Annotated in this window: 16 protein-coding genes; 11 read left to right on the top strand and 5 right to left on the bottom strand. The window is 60.0% G+C overall.

What is annotated here, in order from left to right:
• Positions 1-47 precede the first annotated feature (47 nt).
• On the top strand, positions 48-1,244 hold the full coding sequence (locus tag ACILSR_RS22235; protein ID WP_395751999.1) for a DegT/DnrJ/EryC1/StrS family aminotransferase: 1,197 nt from the start codon (positions 48-50) through the stop codon (positions 1,242-1,244).
• A 127-nt stretch (positions 1,245-1,371) separates the two neighbouring features.
• Here the strand turns inward: ACILSR_RS22235 and ACILSR_RS22230 are convergent, their stop codons facing one another.
• The 3 genes from ACILSR_RS22230 to ACILSR_RS22220 form a co-directional block, all read right to left on the bottom strand.
• Positions 1,372-2,475 carry a tol-pal system YbgF family protein gene (locus ACILSR_RS22230; protein WP_395751998.1) on the bottom strand — a complete coding sequence of 368 codons (1,104 nt, stop codon included), beginning with the start codon at positions 2,473-2,475 and terminating at the stop codon, positions 1,372-1,374.
• 126 nt (positions 2,476-2,601) lie between these two features.
• Positions 2,602-3,582 (bottom strand): cysteine synthase A, encoded by a 981-nt coding sequence (gene cysK / locus ACILSR_RS22225; RefSeq protein ID WP_395751997.1) that lies wholly within the window; start codon positions 3,580-3,582, stop codon positions 2,602-2,604.
• A gap of 62 nt (positions 3,583-3,644) precedes the next feature.
• On the bottom strand, positions 3,645-4,811 hold the full coding sequence (locus ACILSR_RS22220) for a pyridoxal phosphate-dependent aminotransferase (protein ID WP_395751996.1): 1,167 nt from the start codon (positions 4,809-4,811) through the stop codon (positions 3,645-3,647).
• Positions 4,812-4,950: 139 nt separating this feature from the next.
• Here ACILSR_RS22220 and ACILSR_RS22215 point away from each other — a divergent pair, with 139 nt between their 5' ends.
• From ACILSR_RS22215 to ACILSR_RS22200, 4 genes are read left to right on the top strand one after another with little or no spacing between them, the layout of a single operon-like run.
• Positions 4,951-5,787, top strand: coding sequence for a transcription antitermination factor NusB (locus ACILSR_RS22215; RefSeq protein ID WP_395751995.1), 837 nt, complete (start codon positions 4,951-4,953; stop codon positions 5,785-5,787).
• A complete protein-coding gene (locus ACILSR_RS22210) occupies positions 5,744-6,106 on the top strand; it encodes a hypothetical protein (protein ID WP_395751994.1) in 363 nt (120 codons plus the stop codon). The genes ACILSR_RS22215 and ACILSR_RS22210 overlap by 44 nt, the downstream gene beginning before the upstream one ends.
• 53 nt (positions 6,107-6,159) lie before the next feature.
• Complete coding sequence (locus tag ACILSR_RS22205; RefSeq protein WP_395751993.1) at positions 6,160-7,002, top strand: sugar phosphate isomerase/epimerase family protein; 843 nt, start codon at positions 6,160-6,162, stop codon at positions 7,000-7,002.
• Between the two features lie 10 nt (positions 7,003-7,012).
• A complete protein-coding gene (locus ACILSR_RS22200; protein ID WP_395751992.1) occupies positions 7,013-9,148 on the top strand; it encodes a fused MFS/spermidine synthase in 2,136 nt (711 codons plus the stop codon).
• 15 nt (positions 9,149-9,163) lie between these two features.
• On the opposite strand, the gene ACILSR_RS22195 is transcribed toward ACILSR_RS22200, so the two are convergent.
• Both ACILSR_RS22195 and ACILSR_RS22190 read right to left on the bottom strand, forming a co-directional pair.
• Positions 9,164-9,649, bottom strand: coding sequence for a DUF3368 domain-containing protein (locus ACILSR_RS22195; protein ID WP_395751991.1), 486 nt, complete (start codon positions 9,647-9,649; stop codon positions 9,164-9,166).
• Positions 9,646-9,888 carry a UPF0175 family protein gene (locus tag ACILSR_RS22190; protein WP_395751990.1) on the bottom strand — a complete coding sequence of 81 codons (243 nt, stop codon included), beginning with the start codon at positions 9,886-9,888 and terminating at the stop codon, positions 9,646-9,648. The genes ACILSR_RS22195 and ACILSR_RS22190 overlap by 4 nt, the downstream gene beginning before the upstream one ends.
• Before the next feature lie 101 nt (positions 9,889-9,989).
• On the opposite strand from ACILSR_RS22190, the gene ACILSR_RS22185 reads away from it, so the two are divergent.
• The 6 genes from ACILSR_RS22185 to ACILSR_RS22160 all read left to right on the top strand — a co-directional run bounded on the left by ACILSR_RS22185 (position 9,990) and on the right by ACILSR_RS22160 (position 17,827).
• Entirely contained in the window at positions 9,990-10,250 is a 261-nt protein-coding gene (locus ACILSR_RS22185; RefSeq protein ID WP_395751989.1) for an acyl carrier protein, read from the top strand.
• Positions 10,247-11,581, top strand: coding sequence for a hypothetical protein (locus ACILSR_RS22180; protein ID WP_395751988.1), 1,335 nt, complete (start codon positions 10,247-10,249; stop codon positions 11,579-11,581). The genes ACILSR_RS22185 and ACILSR_RS22180 overlap by 4 nt, the downstream gene beginning before the upstream one ends.
• A gap of 7 nt (positions 11,582-11,588) precedes the next feature.
• Positions 11,589-12,845, top strand: a complete 1,257-nt coding sequence (locus ACILSR_RS22175) for an FAD-dependent oxidoreductase (RefSeq protein WP_395751987.1) — start codon at positions 11,589-11,591, stop codon at positions 12,843-12,845.
• The gene (locus ACILSR_RS22170) at positions 12,842-14,212 is read left to right on the top strand and encodes a class I adenylate-forming enzyme family protein (protein ID WP_395751986.1); all 1,371 of its coding nucleotides are present in this window, start codon (positions 12,842-12,844) and stop codon (positions 14,210-14,212) included. The genes ACILSR_RS22175 and ACILSR_RS22170 overlap by 4 nt, the downstream gene beginning before the upstream one ends.
• Positions 14,213-14,215: 3 nt before the next feature.
• A complete protein-coding gene (locus ACILSR_RS22165) occupies positions 14,216-15,529 on the top strand; it encodes an NAD(P)/FAD-dependent oxidoreductase (protein WP_395751985.1) in 1,314 nt (437 codons plus the stop codon).
• A gap of 1,551 nt (positions 15,530-17,080) precedes the next feature.
• Positions 17,081-17,827: a CAAX prenyl protease-related protein gene (locus tag ACILSR_RS22160; RefSeq protein ID WP_395751984.1), complete on the top strand. Its 747-nt coding sequence runs from the start codon at positions 17,081-17,083 to the stop codon at positions 17,825-17,827.
• The last annotated feature ends 683 nt before the right edge of the window (positions 17,828-18,510 follow it).

Raw genomic sequence — 18,510 nt, 5'->3', positions numbered from 1 at the left:
GCAGCCATTCGTCATTCATCATTCCGCCTTCGTCATTTCCAGCCGCCATGCCCGTCCCACTCCTCGACGTCAACGCCCAGAACCACCCCCTCGAATCCGAACTCCAGGCTGCCTTCACCCAGGTGCTGCATCATGGGAGATTCATCATGGGGCCGGAGATGGAGACGTTTGAGGCCGAGATCGCGGCAATGGTCGGGGTGAAGCATGCCCTTTCCGTTTCCTCCGGCACCGATGCCCTGCTGCTGGCCCTCATGGCTCTCGACATCAAAGCCGGAGACGAAGTCCTCTGCCCCGCCTTCACCTTCTTTGCCACCGCAGGTGCCGTCTCACGTCTTGGCGCCATCCCGGTCTTCACCGATGTCTGCCCCGTCTGCTTCAACATGGACGTGAACGACGCGCGGAAAAAGATCACCGCGAAAACGCGCGCAATCATTCCTGTTCATCTCTTCGGCCAGTGTGCGGACATGATTCCCATCCTTGCCTTGGCCAAGGAACACGGCCTCAAGGTGATCGAGGACGCCGCGCAGTCCATCGGGGCCAAATACCGTGGCACCAGCAGCGGCACCTTGGGCGACTTCGGCACTTACAGCTTCTTCCCCAGCAAAAACCTCGGCGGTTTCGGCGACGGCGGCATGCTCGTCACAAATGATGACGCACTGGCCGAATACGCCCGTGTGCTGCGCGTGCACGGCGGCAAGCCCAAATACTACCACCACTACGTCGGTGGCAATTTCCGCATGGACACGCTGCAGTGCGCCCTGCTGAGCGTGAAAGTGAAACGCTACGCACAGTACACCGCCGACCGCCAGCGCAATGCGGCCCATTACATCGAGGTCCTGTCAAAGATCCCCGGCGTGGTTCAGGCCAATCCGGAACATTGCAAATGCGTCAGCACCCAGGACACCTGGCTGACCACCCAGCACGCCAAAATCGTACTGCCAGTCAGTTACGAGCACAACGAACACATCTGGAATCAGTTCACCATCCGTGTGCTCTCGGGCCAGCGCGACGCGCTTCGCGATCATCTTGTGGCGAAAAAGATCGGCTGCGACATCTACTACCCCGTCACGCTGGATCAGCAGACCTGCTTCGCGGATCTGCCCGCCACTTCGCTCTTCGGCTGCGAGGTTTCCCATCGCGTTGCCAGCGAGGTGCTGAGCATTCCGATCTACGGCGAACTTAGCGAGGCGCAACGCGAAGAGGTTATCGGAGCGATCCGTGAGTGGGTGCTTGCGGCATCTTGACGCAGCAAAAGCGAAAGCCTTGGCGCCAGGGATCATTTTGATCCCGGTTTTGGAAGAATCCTGTCGAACCACCGCCGAGGGATCGCAGATCCATCGCTAGGTCACAGCCTGATCCGTGAAGACCAGATCAGGGCTTGACCGGTGCTGGCGCAGGCGCAGCAGGCGGTGCCGCAGGAGCCGGAGCGTTAGCACTTGGCGCTGGCGGTGGAGTCGGTACAGCAGGTGCAGGTGTCACTGGCGTAGGCGTAGGCACAGGTGCCGGGGTTGTAGCCGCTGCAGGCGGAGGAGTTACCGGTGTCGGAGCCGAGGCTGGCACAATTGGGGCCGGCATTGGAGCAGCGGGAACTGGAGGAGCCGTTGGTGTTGGCGTTGCTGCTGGAGCAGTCGGAGCAGGAGCAGGAGCAGGCACTGCAGGTGTGGTCACGGCTGGAGCGGGAGCACCAGGTGGAGTGATCATGGCTGGAATCGGAGGCGCGCCAGCAGGATTGAGCGTGGCACCGATGCCGCCTGGAGGAGAGTTCAGCTTCATGTTGGGCAGGCCTGGGACGGGAGCTGGCACTGGTTTGGGCTCTACTTTCGGCGCTGGCGGCGGATCGACTTCCTTGGTCGGCAGGGATGCGGCGAGCCAGCCGAGGCGGCTCTGGCTGATGTCTTGGAACCCTGGCAGATCAGGGAACTTCACGGCAACGTCCTCATAGACTTTCTTGGCCTCATCGGCCTTGCCCTGAGCCCAGAGCAGATCGCCCAGGCGCACCTGCGCAAGTGGAGCAGCTTCACTGGAGGTAAACTCTTTGACCACACGTTCAAACACAGACTGTGCCTCCTTGCCGTCTCCCATGGCATCCAGCTTGGAGCCGAGGCTCAGCAGCGCGTAGGCCACCAGCGGGCTGCTGGCATCCTTGGTGGTGAAGTCCTTCAGCGCGTCCACTGCGGACGACTTTTTGTTTTGATCCCACAGCAGGTCGGCCTTCAGCAGCAGCGCATCGGCAGCGGCATTGGTGCCCGGATAGCGAGAGATGACCAGATCGCAGTCATCCACAGTCTTGGCACTGGTGAAGGCTTCAGACGCCTCGTTGGCCTTGGCTTTGTTCTGGGAATGGATAACAGCACCCGCAATGAGTGCGACCACCACAAGTATGAAGCCCCAGACGAGCTTGCGGAAATTTTCCTCGACGAACTTCTCCATGCCGGTGGAGGGAACTTCTTGGGATGCGGAATCAAGTTGAGACATAAAAGGGTGGTATTGGAGTCGAAGAAAATGGCGGGCTGGGAAAATGACGGAGAAGGAAGCCGTTACACGCTCTGACTCGGGTGTTTTCTGGCTTCCTTCGTCATTCTTTGCTCGTCATTGCAAAGCTTACGCTCCCACTTGGGCGCGGGCTTCATCCGCCAGCGCGGTGGAGAGGTAACGCTCGCCGGTGGAGCAGGCGACGGTGACGATCAGCTTGCCCGCGTTTTCAGGACGCTTGGCCACTTCAATGGCGGCAAGGACGTTGGCCCCGGTGCTGATGCCGACGAGGATGCCCTCTTCCTTGGCCAGGCGGCGTGCCATGGCAAATGCGGCGTCGTTGCTGATCTTGATGCACTCGGTGATCTGAGGATTGCCGGCGCTGTCCTTGAGATGCAGGTTGGCGGGGACGAATCCCGCGCCGGTGCCCTGAATCTTGTGCGGACCGGGCTGCACAGGCTGGCCGGCAAGGGTCTGATTGATGACCGGGGAGGCTTCTGGCTCAACGGCAATGGCCTGGAAGCTGGGCTTGCGCGGCTTGAGGACTTCCGTCACGCCGGTAATGGTGCCGCCGGTTCCCACAGCAGCCACAAGGATGTCGATCTTGCCGTCCGTGTCTGCCCACAGCTCTTCAGCGGTGGTCTTCGAGTGGATGGCAGGATTGGCGGGGTTTTCAAACTGCTGCGGCATCCATGCATTCGGCGTGGTGGAGACGAGTTCGGTCGCTTTGGCGATCGCACCCTTCATGCCCTGCGCCCCTGGCGTGAGCACCAGTTCCGCACCCAGCAGAGCCAGCAGCGTACGGCGTTCCAGAGACATCGTCTCAGGCATTGTCAGGATGAGCTTGTAGCCCTTCGCTGCCGCGACAAACGCGAGAGCGATGCCAGTGTTGCCGCTGGTAGGCTCCACAATGACGGTTTCCTTGGTCAAAATGCCGCGCTTCTCCGCGTCTTCGATCATGGCGGCACCGATACGGTCCTTCACGCTGCCCAGCGGATTGAAGAATTCGCACTTCAAAGCGATGGTGGCATTGAGGCCGGCGGTGACTTTGTTGAGCTTCACCAGCGGGGTTTTGCCAACGGTTTCGACGATGTTGTTGTAGATGCCCATGATCGTGTTCGGTTTAAGGTTGATTGCGGAGGTTTGCCGTAGTTGGCGGTGGGTTGCCTGGATTAGTGCTGATTGCAGAACTCTTCGAAGCGGTCCATGCCGGCGTTGATCACGTCCAGGCCGGTGGCGTAGCTGAAGCGCACCGTGTGCTCCGCTCCGAAAGCCACGCCGGGGACGATGGCGACCTTCTGCTTGCTCAGCAGCTTCTCGCAGAAGTTCACGCTCTTGATCTGTGTGGGCTCGATGTCCACCAGGAAGTAGAAGGCGCCCATCGGCTCCACCACGCGGATGTTCTTGATGTTGTTCAGGCGGCCCAGCATGTACTGGCGGCGCACGTCGAACTCATCACGCATGTCGCTGACGATCTGCTGGTCCATCTGCAGCGCGGCCAGGGCGCCGTACTGGGCAAAGCTGGTTGGATTGCTGGTGGTGTGGCTCTGAATCGTGTCGATGGCGTCGGCGATCTTCTTCGGCGCGGCGGTGTAGCCCAGACGCCAGCCGGTCATCGCATAGGCCTTGGAGAAGCCGTTGATGGTGATGGTGTGGTCGTAGATCTCCTTGCTCAGGGAGGCGATGCTGACGTGCTCATGGCCGCCATACACCAGCTTCTCATAGATTTCGTCAGAAAGGATCACGATGCCCTCGCCCACGGCGATCTCGGCCAGAGCCTTGAGCTCATCCTTGGAGTAGATGGAGCCGGTCGGGTTGCCCGGAGTGTTCAGGATGATCATCTTCGTCATCGGGGACATGGCGTCCTCAAATTCATCAGGAGTGAGCTTCCAGCCGTTTTCGCGCTTCGTTTCCACGATCACCGGGATGCCACCGACGATGCGCACCATCTCAGGGTAGCTGGTCCAGTAAGGGGCGGGGATGATCACTTCGTCGCCCGGATTCACGCAGGCCAGGATGGCGTTGTAGCAGGAGTGCTTGGCACCGCAGTTCACGCTGATCTGGGAGGGGTCATACTGCACGTTGTTGTCCACCATCAGCTTGGCGGCGATGGATTCGCGCAGCTCCAGGATGCCGGCGCTCTCCGTGTAGCGGGTCTTGCCGCTGGTAAGCGCCTTGGTGGCGGCCTCAATGATCGGAGCCGGAGTGTCAAAGTCAGGCTCGCCGGCTCCGAAGCTCAGCACGTCCACACCCTGCTTCTTCAATGCCTTCGCCTGGGCGGTGATGGACAGGGTCATTGAAGGAGCTACTTCGGCGATGTTCTTGGCGATAAAATCCATGGTCTGGGGTGGTTGGGCGGGTGAAAATGGCGGGGGGCCAACTATAAAGGCGGGGGCGGGAAGTTTGTCAATCATTCCTCCCACCGCAGAGAAAGGGCGGCTTGTGTCCTGCGCCGTGCCGCCTTAGTCGTGGACACCCATGAGCCAGCCACGCCAGTCCTCCCCTTCCCGCCCGCCCGCCGTCCCCATCCGAGGCATGGTGCTGGATGTTTTGGGCGAATGGGCCAAAGGAGAACGCTTTGCCGCAGACCTGATGGACCACATTCAGCGGGACAACGGCCTCAGCCTGCCCGACACCGCCTTTTTGCGCGACATCGTCCTCACCACCCTGCGCAATCTTTCCCTGCTGGACCATTGGATTGACGTCATCACCGAGGGCAAGCACCTCGACCACCGCAGCCGTTGGGGTCTGCGCATCGGCCTCTGTCAGGTGTTGATTCTCAAGGTTTCAGAATATGCCGCCGTAAACGAAACCGTGGCCGCCACCGGCCGGGCACGAAGCCTCATCAATGCCGTGCTCCGTCGTGCCTGCCGGGAATCCGAAGAGCTGCTGGCCATGGTGTCCACGCTGCCACTGGAAACCCGGACTTCCCACCCCAAATGGCTCATTGAGCACTGGCTCGCCCTCTACGGCGAAGCCAAAACCACCGCCCTTTGCGAATGGAATCAAATCCCTGCCCCGATCTGCGCCCGCATCAACCGTCTCTATCCCCAGCTGACCGACACAACGGACGACTTCATCGTCTGCGAAAGTCTGCCGCGGGAGGATTTGAGCGTCGGAAAAGTGTACATGCAGGACCCCAGCACAGCCGTGGCCCCGCGTCTGCTGGCCCCGCAGCCCGGCCAGCGTGTGCTCGATGCCTGCGCCGCCCCCGGTGGCAAGACCGCCCTGCTCGCCCAGCTCATGGAAAACACCGGCGAAATCATCGCCTGTGACGTCGCCCCCGATCCCCGCCTTCGCCAAAGCCGGCTTTGACCGCATCCTCCTCGATGTCCCCTGCTCCAATACCGGCGTCATGCGCCGCCGCGTGGACGTCCGCTGGCGTCTGGAGCCCGCGGACATCACCGCCCAGGTGGAAACCCAGACACTTCTGCTCAAAAACTGCCTCCGTGTTCTCAAACCCGGCGGCATCCTCGTTTACAGCACCTGCAGCATCGAACCCGCCGAAAACGAGCTCCTCGTCTCCAGCGTCCTCGAATCAACCCTTGGCTACGAACTCCTCACCACCCGCCACAGCTTTCCTCCAGAAGATCAAATGGACGGCGCCTTCGCCGCAGCGATCCGGCGGGTTTGAAGTTCGTGCGTGACATTCCAGCCTTCATTCTTCAACAATCCGTTCCTCTATCCATGAAACTCACCTCCCTCCTTCTCGTCCTCGGCTTCGCGGCTCAAACCTTCGCCGCTGATGCTCCTAACGCCGCCGGTTTGCAGCTCTACAGTCTGCGCAGCCAGTTCAAGCTGCGTGGGGTGCCCTGGACGCTGGATCAGGTGAAGCAGTTCGGCATCAAGGAGGTGGAGCTTGCAGGCACCTACGATCTGACGGCCGAACAGTTCAAAGCCGAGCTGGAAAAGCGCGAGCTGAAAGCGGTGAGCAGCCACTTCCCCTACGCTCGTTACAAGAACGATCTCGATAATGTTGTGAAGGAAGCAAAGACGCTGGGCCTCAAGTATGCCGGCTGCGCCTGGATCGACCACAAGGACAAGTTTGACGAAGCGGAGTGCCGCGATGCCATCGCGGTTTTTAACAAAGCGGGTGAGGCTTTGGCAAAGGAAGGCATCACGATGTTTTACCATGCCCATGGTTTCGAGTTTGAGCCCTATGGCGACGGCACGTTGCTGGACCTCTTCCTGAAGGAGACGAAGCCTGAATTTGTATCCATGCAGATGGACATTCTGTGGATCGTCTTCCCTGGCCAGGATCCGGTGAAGTTGCTGGAGAAATACAGCGGCCGCTGGAAGCTCATGCACCTCAAAGACCTCAAAAAAGGCGTGGCCACCGGCTTCCTCACGGGTAAGACGGACGTGGAAAACGATGTCGTTCTCGGCACGGGCCAGATGGACTGGGCTGCCATCTTTGCCGCCGCGCGCAAAAATGGCATCAAGCACTACTTCATCGAGGACGAGTCTTCCACCTCGCAGGAGCAGATCCCGCAGAGCCTGAAGTTCCTGCGCGCCAACGGCTTCGAGTGATCTCACTCTCATGTCCCGCCGCCTCCACGCCATCGTCCTGCATGGCGTTTTCATCCTTTCGGGCATATCTGCGCTGATTTACCAGCTCGTATGGCAGCGCGCGCTGCTGACGATCTACGGCAGCAACGTGGAATCCGTGGCGATGGTGGTTGCGGCCTTCCTGGCAGGACTTGGCATCGGCAGCATCGCGGGCGGGTGGATTTCCAAATCCAGCCGTGCTCCGCTGGTGCTGCTGTTTGGCCTGGCAGAGCTGGGTGTGGGGGCTTACGGCCTCATCTCACTGAAGCTGTTTGATGCCGTGGGTGCGCATACTTCCGTGCAATCGCATGGTTTGATCACAGGTGCGCTGGTTTTCCTCCTGGTGTTTCTGCCCACCCTGCTCATGGGAGCCACTCTGCCGCTGCTGGTGGCGCATCAGGTGCGCGATACAGCGCACGTGGGGGAAAGTGTGAGCAGGCTGTATTTTGTGAATACGCTGGGCGCTGCGCTCGGCTCCTTCATTGCCGCGCACTGGCTGCTTGGCAGCTTTGGCATGAGCGGAACGACGCGCATCGCTGCCTGTTTGAATGCCACGGCGGCGCTGATTGTGCTGCTGGTCTTGAGAAAACCACCTTCGGAGACCACGAACGATGGAGCACCAGCAGTCAGCACGGCATGCGAGATCCCTTTTCGCACCGCATTGCAATGGTCGGCACTTTCTGGATTTTTGGCGCTGTCCTGGGAAATCATCTGGTCGCGGGTCTTTAACTTTGCCAGCGCCTCCAAGGCCCCTGTGTTTGGGTACATGCTTGGCAGCTATCTGCTTGGTCTCGCACTCGGATCGTTGTTGAGTCCGCGCATTTTGAAGCAAGGCGGTGAACTGCGTGGAAAACTGGCGCGCTGGGTGGCCATTTCGAGTGTCGGAGGTTTCCTCGTGGCACCGCTGACGGCAGAGGCGGCATGCTATCTGTCCTGGGAGCTGGGGTATCTTTTTGTCATCTTCGCCGGAGCCTTGATCGGCCTTACCTTTCCGCTGCTTTGTCATGCGGCGATTCCTGCTGGGAATGACACAGGTAGCCAGCTTTCCAAGCTCTACCTTGCCAACATCATTGGCTCAGGCGCGGGCAGCCTGCTTACAGGCTTCCTCTTTATGGAATGGATGAGTCTGCATGCGCTCAGCTATGCGCTTCTTTTCGTTTCGTTGCTATGGGTCAAAAACATTGCACCGGGCCGCGAGAACAAGGTTTTAACAGCGAAGGTCCTGGCTGCCACAGGGCTGTTTGTGGGGTCCTTTGTCTGGCTGTATGAGAAACTGCAGTACAAACACGAGTTCCAAGGCAGCATGCGCTTCGCTCAGACCATTGAATCACGCCACGGCGTGATCACGGTGGACACCAGCAATGCGGTCTATGGCAACGGCGCCTACGACGGAATGATTGGCACCAAACTGGAGCCGAAGGCGTGGCTGGTGCGGCCGTATTTTCTTTCGGCGGTGCGGGATCGCATTGAAAATGTGCTGGTTATTGGGGTGGCCAGCGGATCGTGGACGCAGATTTTGGTCAATCATCCCCAAGTGAAGAAAGTGACGGCCATTGAGCTGAGTCATGGGTATCTGGATCTGATAAGGGCGCGGCCGGAAGTCGCCAGCCTGCTGACCAATCCGAAGCTGGAACTGGTGATCGATGACGGTAGGCGCTGGCTGCGGCAACACCCTGAGGCGCGTTTTGACGCCATTGTGATGAATACCACGCATCATTGGCGCGAGTTTGCCTCCGCGCTGCTTTCGCGGGAGTTTTTGACGGAGGTCAAAGCGCACCTCACGCCCGAAGGCATCGCCTTTTGGAACTGCACGGAATCGCAACGCGCTGCACGAACAGGCATGGAAGTGTTTCCAGAGACCATGATGGTCATGAACCACTGCCTGGCCAGCAATGCTCCGCTGGAGCCAGACCGTGACCGATGGCGGAAAATCCTGGCAGAATACCACATCGACGGGAAACCCGTCGTTCCTGCCGATCAGATCGAGGACGTGCTGGACTTTCTCAAAGGAGAGGCCCTGCCAGCGCCAGGCGACATGTGGCACTGGTGCCGCCGCCCGGCCATGGAGGCGGCCTGGGGAGACGCGAAGATCATCACGGATGACAATTTAGGGCATGAGTATCCTTGAGGAGTGTGCAGGTGTTTACTCCTGACACATAGACAAAGCATGCCGAACAAGAGCTTCGCTGAGGCGAAATTTGGCACGAATGCGCAAATCTTCGATGACGGGGCGAATAGCCGGCAGGTGACCGGCCTTGCGAGCCTGAATGAGAATACCCACAATGCCGATGGTTCGCAGGCCATGAGCCTGCGCGACGGCACGCCCTTCGCTCTCATCCATCAGCAATGCGTCCGCATGCAGTTCAATAGCGAGACTGATGGCTGCAGATTCGCCAGGGTCGAGCAGCTTGAGGATTTCATCGGTGAGGCGTGTCTGTTGCCACGATTTCACCTGGACCCAGTCTGGCAGAATAAGTCCTGCAAAACGACCGTTGGTCGCAGCCAACCTCTCAAACTCGGCCTTAACCGCAGGTGGAATGATGACGGTACCAAACAACAGCCTTAAAAGCTGAAGCTGACCTACCAAGTCGAGATTCAGCAGCACCGAGGTGTCGGCTATGACAATCATGCAGGCAGCAAGGTTTGGAGGGACTCCATGTCTTTCTCCAAATCAGTGGTGGAATAGTGGACGGGTATGTCCCGGTCACAGAGAGCTGCCTGAAAATCCATCCGTTCCAATTCGGCCATACGTGCCCCCTGGGACATGCTTATGCGCTTCCTTGCATAAAGCGCGCAGGCCAGCTCAAGCTGCAAGTCTTTGGGGCTGAAGGAAGCGGTCACTGGATCGTCTGGCAAAACGAGTGTCATAAGGTCATAATACTACGCTGGATTTGGGTTGTCCAATCGGGTATTGCATGCCGAGGTGCGGGGTTGCAAGAACATGTTCTTCCGTGCATAACAGTGCACTCATGCCCGACCTCGCCACCATCTCGCCCGCTGCCATGATTGAACTTGTGCGTGAAAATGTCCTGCCGGATCTGCCGGCTGATTTTGGGACGGAGGCTGACTTCTTTGAAGCGGGGCTGGATTCGATGGGGGTGATGCAGCTGGTGATGTTTCTGGAGGAACAGTATGGAAAGAAAGTGGAACCGACGGAACTGAGCCGCGCGAATTTCCGCAGTGGTCAGGCGATGGCGGCGCTGGTGATGGGACAAGCGGCAGCGGCATGAGCACCCCGGCCATTCCCCAGTTTCCCATCTCGGGCACCGACGGCTTTGTCGTGGCACTGGACTACCTGGCACGGTCCGCGGACGGACGTGGGCTGGATGCTTTGAGCGAGATTCAGGTGAGCGGGCGGCCGGATGAAGAGCGCCTGCGCTGGCTGGCGGCGGAGCTGCCGAAACGGATGCCGCTGCTGCATGCCACTCTGTGCAAGGACGGGCTGTTTGGGGTGCCGTATTGGGAGTGCTCGGGAGAGGCTGTGGGTGTTCCGATTGAGTTTCATCGTGTCAGAGGGGTGGAAGGGGAAGAGTCGGTGATTGAGTCGATTTCTGAACTGCGTGGCAAAAGGATGCAGGGACATGCACGGAGTTCCCTGGGACCACCTCATGTGCGGCTGGATGTGGTGCGGACGAGTGACGAAACGTGGTCGATGCTGATGAACTGGTCCCACCTGCTGCTGGATGGCACCGGGGTGGAGCTACTTTTCAAGCACATGGATGAACTGTGGCAGAACCCGCAGGCGGCCTCGCCTCAGCAGCCGGTGGTGAAGAATGACAAGCCGTGGTGGAAGCTGTTTCAGGAAAGTGAGAGCTGCGGAAGGCACCTCATGGCACTGGGAGTGGAGCCGTTTGTTTCGGCAAGCCGTGGCAAGGTGGTCAGCGGAAGGCGCTGCTGCCTGTGGGAGACTTTTTCCAAGGAGGAGACGGCCCGGGTCAGGACCACGCTGGGGAAGATCGGCGGGGACATGATGAGGACGTTTTTTTATGCGGGACTTGCCGCAAGATGCCATCAGGCGGTGTTTCATGCGCGCGGATGCAGAAATCTGTCCTATGCGGTGACGATGCCGGTGCAGCAGCGGCCAAAGGATGGGGCGGGAAAGACGGCGATTTTTCAGAATCACATGTCGATGTTCTTTTTCATTTTGAAGGATGAGGACCTGAAGGATCTTGGAGTGGCAAGCCGGGTGCTGATGAGGCAGCACATGGAACATCTGAAGCTGAAGCGGCATCTGTCGTTCAACTCGCTGCAGCTGCTGACGCGGCGCATGCCGGGGAAAAGCATGCTGGATATGGTCAGACTGGCGCAACGGGGGGAAATAGCGTCCTGCTACCATGCCTATACGGGCAACTTTGGGGAGGGCATGACGACTTTCTGCGGGGGGGAGATTGTGAATGCGATCCACATGCCGACGGTGAATGCGCCGCCGGGGAGCGGGGTGTTTGTGAGTGAGTGCCGGGAGCAGCTTACGGTGACCTTAAGCTACCTGGACACGTGCCTGAGCGAGGCGGAGACGGAACTCGTCAGGGAGCGCTGGCGTTCTGATCTTCTGGGAGGATGATGGAGGCATGAATCCGGATGTGCTCATCATCGGTGGGGGCAGCGCAGGCGTGGCGGCGGCGCTGGCGGCTGCACGTTGTGGCAAGGAGTCGCTTCTGGTGGAAAGACATGGAATGCTGGGCGGCGCGGGGACGGCCTCGCTGGTGCATTCGTTCTGCGGACTGTATGAACTACCGGCGACGGCGGAAGCGGTGGCGCGGGTGGCCAATCCGGGGGTGCCGGTGGAGTTCGAACGGGAGCTGCTGGCGCGAGGGATCGGGCATGGTCCGGTGAGGATGGGGCGGGTGGATGTGCTGCTGCATGCGCCGCAAAAACTGGCGGGTTATCTTGATGTTGTGTGTCGGATTCAGCAAAAACTTAAGGTTTGTTTACATACTGAAGTGACCGGATGCGGGGTGGACGGAAAACGCGTTTCGGAAGTGACGCTGCAGTGCCGGGGGGCGGTCTGGAAAGTGCAGCCGCGGATGGTGGTGGATGCGAGCGGCGATGCGGTGGTGGCGGCGCTGACGGGGCACCCATGGGAGCAGACGCCAGCACATGAGCTGCAGCGTCCGGCTTACATTGTGGGAATGGGGGGCGTGGACGGGGAGGCGATGAAGGGGGACGGGCCGCTGAAGATCGCCGGATGTCTGGCGAGGGCGATCAAGGAGGGCAAGCTGCCGGTGGAAGCGGCAGGGGCGCACTTCCGAGGAGGGGTGGGTTTGAACGAGGTGTTTCTGACGCTGGATCTGCCGGGGGATGCGATGGACGTGGAGGGACTGACGCTGACTGAGATGCAGGGACGTGAGGTGACGTTTGCGATTGTGGATTATTTGAAGGGGCATTTGGAAGGCTTTGGCCTGGCGTGGATCTCGACACTGCCGGTGAGGGCGGGTGTTCGTGAGAGCCGGAGGTGGGTGGGGGAAGTGACGGTGACGGAGGAGGACATTCTGGAGAGCCGGAGGGATGAGCATGCGGTGGCGAATGCGACGTGGCCGATGGAGTTGCGGGAGACGGCGCGGGGGCCGAGGCTGCTTTATCCGAAGGAAGCGAAGGCGTGCGGCATTCCGCTGGGGGCGCTGCGGGCGCGGGATCTGAAGAATGTGTTTATTGCCGGGAGGTGCATTTCAACGACGCACCGGGCGCAGGCGAGCGCGCGGGTGATGGGAACGGCGCTGGCGACTGGACAGGCGGCGGGAATCGCAGCCACTATGGATGAACAAGACACCGCAAGATTGGCGCAGCATGTGTGCGCGATCCTGGGTCAACTGGAACAAGCGAAGTGAACATAGTCGATCTTATCTTTGAACGCAGCACGGCCACGCACTCCGCGGTGGTGAGTCCGGAACTGCAGCTGACGTTTGGTGAGCTGGAGGCGCGCATGAAGGAGTGCGGGCGGAGGCTGATGGAGGATGCGAACTGGCCGAAGAAGGAGAGATCGCGCATCGGGCTGAATGCGCCGAGCGGGGCGGACTACATTGTGGTGGCGCTGGCGATTCTGCAGCAGGGCGCGTGCTTTGTGCCCATTCCGAATGAGCTGACGGCGAGCGAGCGGGTGCAGCTGGCGAAGGCGACGGCGCTGGATGCGCTGGTGCATGCGCAGAGTGCGGAGGAATGGCGCGTGGAGGCGGTGGTGCAGGATGCAGCGCCGTCTTTTGATGAGGCGGCACTGGTGGCGCTGAATCCGGCGTTTATTCGGTTTAGCAGCGGGACGACCGGAGCCTCGAAGGGGATTGTGATTTCGCATGAGACGCTGTTAGGGCGCATCACGGCGGCAAATGAGGGGCTGCGCATCGGACCGGAGGACCGGGTGCTGTGGGTACTGCCGATGGCGCATCACTTTGCGGTTTCGATTGTGCTATATCTTTATCATGGAGCGACGACGATCCTGGCGCCGGCGAGTGACCCGAAGGTGATGATCGAGATGATGGAGGCGCATGGAGCGACGGTGATGTATGGCTCGCCGTATCATTACACGATGCTCTCGGGGCAGCCGAATGCGGCGCAGCTGGGGTCGCTTAGGCTGGCGGTCTCGACGGCGTTTGCGCTGACGAACGAGGTGGCGGAGCTGTTTGCGAGCAAGACGGGGCTGCACCTGACGCAAGGCATGGGCATCATCGAGGCGGGACTGCCGATTTTGAATTTAAAGCATGCGAAGGACAAGCCGACTTCCATCGGGCAGCCGCTGCCGGCGTTTGAGGTGAAGCTGGAGGATGGAGAACTGATGCTGCGCGGGCCGGGAATCTTTGATGCTTATCTGACGCCGTGGCAGCCGCGTGAGGCGGTGCTGCGGGATGGGTGGTTTGCGACGGGGGACATAGCGGAGCAGGATGAGGACGGCTGTTTCTACCTGCGAGGACGGGTGCGCAGTGTGATCAATGTGGGCGGATTGAAATGCTTTCCAGAAGAGGTGGAGGCGGTGCTGTGCAGCCATGCGGGGGTGAAGGCCGCGCGGGTGAGCGGGCGGGCGCATCCTGCGCTGGGAGCGATGCCTGCGGCGGAGATCATTCCAAACAACGCCGAGGAGCCGCCCAAGGTGATTGAACTGAGAAAGCTTTGCCAGGAGCGGCTCTCCGCCTACAAGGTGCCGCTGTTCTACACTTTTGTTTCCGAACTACCGCTGACTGCGAGCGGCAAACTCCGACGCTACTGATTCATGAGCCAACCTCCACGCATCGCCATTCTCGGAGCCGGTCCCGCCGGCAGCGCCCTTGCCGCACTGCTGGCGAAACAAGGCATTAAAACGCTGGTCTATGATGATGAAAAACGACCCGCGCTGCTGGTGGGTGAATCGCTGATCCCGGCGATCGTGGCGATACTGCAGCGCATGGGGATCGAAGACCGGGTGGCGAAGATCTCGCAGTTCAAGCCGGGGGCGAGTTTCATCCACCACCTGGGGACGCGGATGAATTTCAATTTCAGGTCCGTGGAAGGGCGGCTGCCGCCGTATGCATATAATGTGCCGCGCCCGGCCTTTGACGACGTGCTGAAGGATTACGCGAAGGAGCTGGGAGTGACGTTTGTGAAGCACCGGGCCGGACTGGTGGCGAAGCCGGGAGGCAAGCCGGGAGGCAAGCCGGGAGGCAAGCCGGAGCTGGAACTGGATGCGGACGCGCTGGAGGCGGGGGGGTATCGCGATGGCGCGAAGCCGGACCTGATCATCGACTGCAGCGGGCGGGCGCGCACGTCTGCGAAGCTGCTGGGGATCAAGGCGGCGACAGGGCCGCGGCGGGATACGGCGCACTTTGCGCACTTCCACGGCATTGAGCATCCGTATGAGCCGGGGCAGATCGTGATCATGTATCATCCGTGGGGATGGAGCTGGCGCATTCCGCTGCCGGACAAGCTGAGCTTTGGCATGGTGATGAATCCGAAGGCGCTGCCGGAGTTTGGTGCCAACGGCGAAGAGCGGCTGGACAAGGTGCTGGCGACGGATCCGGTGCTGGCACCGCTGGCGGTGAACCGGAAGCGGGTGACGGATGTGTTTACGTACACGAATTACCAGCTCATTTCAGACCGGGCGCAGGGTCCGGGATGGGTGAGTGCGGGGGATGCGTTTGGGTTTGTGGATCCGATGCTTTCACCGGGGGTGTTTCTGGCGCTGGATTCGGCGGAAGCGCTCAGCGGGATGTTTGCGAAGCATGGGGAGAAGCTGCTGGATGCGCCGGAGCTGCTGGCGAAGGAGCTGGAGCGATATGAGAAGCGCCAGCGTGCGTGGCATGAGGCGTGGCACGAGCTGATCGAGTACTTTTATGACGGGCGGATCGTGGCGTTTTATGAGCGCGGCACGCAGCTGAGCAAGGATTATCCGGGACGGTTCAGCAACATGATGGAGTGGATCTCGAACCGGGTGATCGCGCTGATGGCGACGGGTGCGGGGACGCTGTCGTTTTGGAACCGGATGTATTTGAAGGGGTGCTCGAAGTGGCTGCTGAATGGGGACCGGGCGAAGGATCTGGCGCTGCCGTGAGGGGGTAAGAAAGGGAGAAGAGATTTAACACCGCAGAGATTGGAAAAACGCAGAGATGAGATTTGAAGGCGGATGTGTGGTGAAGTGGAGAGAGTGGGGTATTTGAATGGTTTGTTTTTTGGCAAAGGAATGGGGGATCCTATTGAGGGGTGCTCAATAGACTGACGTGGATGGAATCCGTGTAGAGGCTGGAGCTGTAGCCGGGACGTGACGTTTAGACCAACTCTCAAAAATCTTGTCACATTGCCCGGACGGCGGAGCGGCCCCATTGGCTGCGTTAGTCGCTTGCCTGTTATTTTCAAATAGCAGGCGGCGCTCCCGCCTTGCCACTGGGACCGCTGCGCTCGCCGGTCAAAATGACAATCTTTTCGAGAACTGGTCTACCTGGGACGCTGGCTCTCCGCGGCGGATTGGCCGGGAGACGCTTCTGGAAGACGGGCTGTGCGAAGTGGATGATGGATTCGCTTTCCGGACTGGGTGGCGGAACCCAGGGGAGCACTCGCTAACGCTCGGCAGCTCTGGGCGGCATGACGGATGGCCTATGGCCTTCAGGACGAAGCAGTCAGTCTGTGATGCAAATCTCGATAAGGGTGGGGATTTTCATCCAGGATACTTTCAGGGCTTCGCGCATCTCGAGTACGCGCATTCAGGCCGGAGGCCGGGCGTGTTTGGCGTCGAAAGCGTTCCTCGTTCCATCGCTTCTCCGCCAAACCGCACGACTTCGAGGACGTTCGTATGCGATGGAGTTTGCAGCGCGCTCGCAGACGGGCGGGCTGTCGCCACGACCGTCCTACGTCCATGCTTGCGCCGCGCGGGCTGTGCTCTTGACTCATTGAGGAAGCCTCTTTGGTATGCACCTGCCCAGGCTCGTTTTCAATTGTCGGCTCTGTTATTGAGGATTGCGCAATAGACTGACACGCATGGAGCGCATGTGCATGCAGGAGCCGGGGCGTTGCGTGCGGCGGAGACACATGCTGCCTGCTTCGGCGTGGCGGGAGGACGCTGCTGGGGGACGCGGTGTGTGAAGAAGGCGCTGGGTTTGCTGCGCTGCTGCTGGTGCTGAACCCAGGGCGGCGCTCGCCAAGGCTCGCTGGCCCTGGGCTACGCTAGGCCGCACCTTCGGTGCTAGACCAACTCTCAAAAATCTTGTCACATTGCCCGGACGGCGGAGCGGCCCCATTGGCTGCGTTGGTCGCTTGCCTGTTATTTTCAAATAGCAGGCGGCGCTCCCGCCTTGCCACTGGGACCGCTGCGCTCGCCGGTCAAAATGACAATCTTTTCGAGAACTGGTCTAAAAGCTGAAGGCAAAGCCGACGATAACCCAACGTAATCAAGTGCCACGTCAGTCTATTGTGCAACTCTCAATAAGGACTTAGGACTTCAAGGACTTAAAGGACGCCGGAGTTGATGGGCGGAGGCAGTGAGGAAGGAGGAGAGTGGTCGATGCTTTTTGGGTCATGCGCAGCACAGGCGTTGAGGCACGACACGTTGTTTGCATTTCTTTGTGAGTGTGAGAAGTGCGGGGTAACCTGACCGACCTGATTTGATCTGATGTTTGCGCGACTGAGAGCCTCCTCCACCGCAGCTTATATGCTGCCGCTGCTGCTGTTCCAAGTGCTTGGGGCGGTGGCAGGGTTGTTTCGGGTGAAAAATCCGGAGCTGCCGTGGTATGTGCGGGCGCCGGAGCATTGGGTGTATCCGATGCAGACGGTGGTATGTGCTATGGTGCTGCTGTGGTTCCGAAAGCACTACACGCTGAGGCCGTGGCGAGGGCTGGGGCTGGCGTTTGTGCTGGGCGTCGTCGGGATTGCCGTGTGGGTGGCGCCGGCGGTGCTGAGGGAGTTTCTCGTGCAGCAGGGACATGAACCGGCGTCGTGGTGGAAGTGGCTGGGGCTGGCGGAACGCAGGGATGGGTTTGACCCGATGATCGCGAAGGATTCAGCGCTGTGGTTTGGGCTGGATGTGGGAATGCGGTTTGCGCGCATGATGCTGGTGGTGCCGTTTGTGGAGGAGCTGTTCTGGCGGGGCTTTCTGATGCGCTTTCTACTGGTGGATGACGGGGATTTTGAGAGGGTGCCGTTTGGCACGCACCGGTGGAAGGCGTTCTGGATTGTGACGCTGGCGGTGATGGTGATCCACAACACGGAGGACTATGTGGGCGCGTTTGTGTGGGGGGCGCTGATGTATTTCGTGGCGGTGCGGACGAAGAGCCTGGGGGCGTGTGTGGTGATGCACGCGGTGGGGAATCTGGCGCTGGGGGTGTATGTGATGAAGACGCAGCAGTGGGGGTTTTGGTGAAGGGGGTGGGCGGAGGGTTTTGATTGGAGGGGGGAGTGGCATGATTGGTGAGCGCACTTGCCAGTGGGGGATGGGAGGACCCCTCACCTTGGGCTTTGGGGTGATGCGGTGAGGAGGGATGTGGCGGAGCGCTGGCCCAGAGCGGCATCGGAGTGCCGCGCTCCCAGGGGGGCTATGCTGTGAGACACGCGCCGTGGCGTAGGCACGTCAGTCTGTGAGTGGGCTGCGTGCGCCATGGAGTAGAGATATCCTCGCAACCGGGCGGTTTGGCGAAGAGCGCGGTGGGGAATCTGGCGATGGGGGATGTATGTGATGAAGACGCAGGCTTGGGGGTTTTGGTGATTTTTTTTGGATGGCGGGGTTTTGATAATGGGACGCTGGGGTGTTCGGGAAATGGTTTGAGGCAGAGGGGCTTTTGATGGATTGCAGGGAGAAGTGTGTCTGCGGTTTGTGTGGTGTGGACGGTTTGTGGTTTCGGTTTTTCCGCAGTGAAAGGACGGCGAACGTTTTTGGGTGCCTGAGATGCGGCAGACCCGGAATTTGGGACCCGACGCAGCCTAACTTTTACCCACAAGTTTAAGAAACCCGGCCTGTACAAAAACCATAACGACTAAACTGTGGGTGATGATATCAACAGCGTCATCGCAAGGTTTGGGCAAGGGACAGGCAGAGATGCCGGGCTG

The sequence above is a fragment of the Prosthecobacter sp. genome, assembly GCF_044222565.1.
Taxonomy (GTDB): Bacteria; Verrucomicrobiota; Verrucomicrobiia; order Verrucomicrobiales; family Verrucomicrobiaceae; genus Prosthecobacter.
This window is presented reverse-complemented; position numbering and strand designations above follow the sequence as displayed.